The organism is Nonomuraea sp. NPDC048892 (genome assembly GCF_040649735.1).
Taxonomy (GTDB): Bacteria; Actinomycetota; Actinomycetes; order Streptosporangiales; family Streptosporangiaceae; genus Nonomuraea; species Nonomuraea maheshkhaliensis.
The window spans coordinates 1-1,236 of sequence record NZ_JBEZFZ010000082.1; the positions used below are offsets into that span (position 1 = coordinate 1).

At 70.9% G+C, this 1,236-nt stretch carries 2 protein-coding genes; both read left to right on the top strand.

From position 1 onward, the window contains the following. A partial coding sequence (locus AB0C28_RS56205) for a hypothetical protein (protein WP_358085798.1) occupies nucleotides 1-270 on the top strand: 270 nt, incomplete at its 5' end. Nucleotides 271-822: 552 nt separating this feature from the next. After that, nucleotides 823-1,236: hypothetical protein (locus tag AB0C28_RS56210; RefSeq protein ID WP_358085801.1), on the top strand; the 414-nt coding region annotated here is incomplete at its 3' end.

Sequence of the window (1,236 nt, forward strand, 5' to 3'; positions counted from 1 at the left end):
TCCGACTGGCCGGTCTCGTACGTCATATGGGCCCTCGACGACACACTCGCCACCCTGAAAGAACAGCACCTCCCCATCGGTTCGGCCGAGGCAGTCGATCTGGGGCGCAGCTGGGAGCTCACCCCCGGCGGGCCCACGGTCGCCGCCGCCGGGCACGTGCTGCTCGGCTGGCTCGCCGGCCGTACCCCCGGACCCGATGAGAACCTGCCGCTCCCGCCCCCCTGGCCGCAGCCACCCACCCCCGGCTGGGGCCGGGCACGCCAGCCCTGACGACCTGACCAGCGACTGGTGTGAACAAGGGCCGGTGGTGGTACTGGTCGTGCTCGCCCACGATCACGGTCAGCCGGCAGGCGCCGCCTTCGAGCTTCATGGCACGCTCCTTCGCCTGGAGACCTCACCGCCCGCCTTCGGCAGGGGCTGGGGCGGCTGTGCCTTCCTTATGAGCCCTTGCCCGCCTGGCCCGAAATGACGCCAGGCAGGTCGGCCGAGGTGGCCTTGCGGCAGCCCGGTCGGCTGCCGGATGCCTGCCGGAATGGGGTCCCTCAGGTCAGTGTGCGGGCGTGCGGGGAAGCGGTGCGCCTACCCTCGTAGATGGCGATGGATCCCGCCGGAGCCCCCGCGAGCAGCGCGTCGCGCGAGGGTCGAACCGCCGGATGTGGCTGATGGCTTCCTGGCCGCGCCTCAGCGCGTCCGGGAAGGGAAACGGGTCCATGGGGAGTTCGCTGTTCGTCGCCGCCGTGCTCGCGGTGACCGTCCTGGCCCGGCAGCATCATCTCGGTCGAGGTCGGGCTGTCGGTGTCCATCATCGAGGTCGTCTCCGGGGTGGCGCTGGGCAACACGCTGCACCTGGCCACCCACGACTGGCTCATCTTCCTGGCCTCTTTCGGCAGCGTGGTGCTGACCTTCCTGGCCGGGGCCGAGGTCGATCCGGCCGACTTCCGCGCCACCTGGCGGGACAGCACCCCGATCGGGGTCCTGTCGTTCCTGGCGCCGGTTGCCGGATTCACGCCCAGGCAGGCGTGTCGTTCGCCTGCCCGGACGACATCGCCTACGCCACCCGCATCGCCACCACCCAACTCAACCAACAGGCCAAACCCTCGATATGGGGACGGCCACCACCGCCTGCCCGACGCTTATGCCGCCGGTTCGTCGGAAGCGAGGTCGAGTACGGCCTTGCCGGGAACGCGGCGCGCCAGGAGTGCCTCTATCGCCTCGTCGACCTGGGTCCAGGGGCCG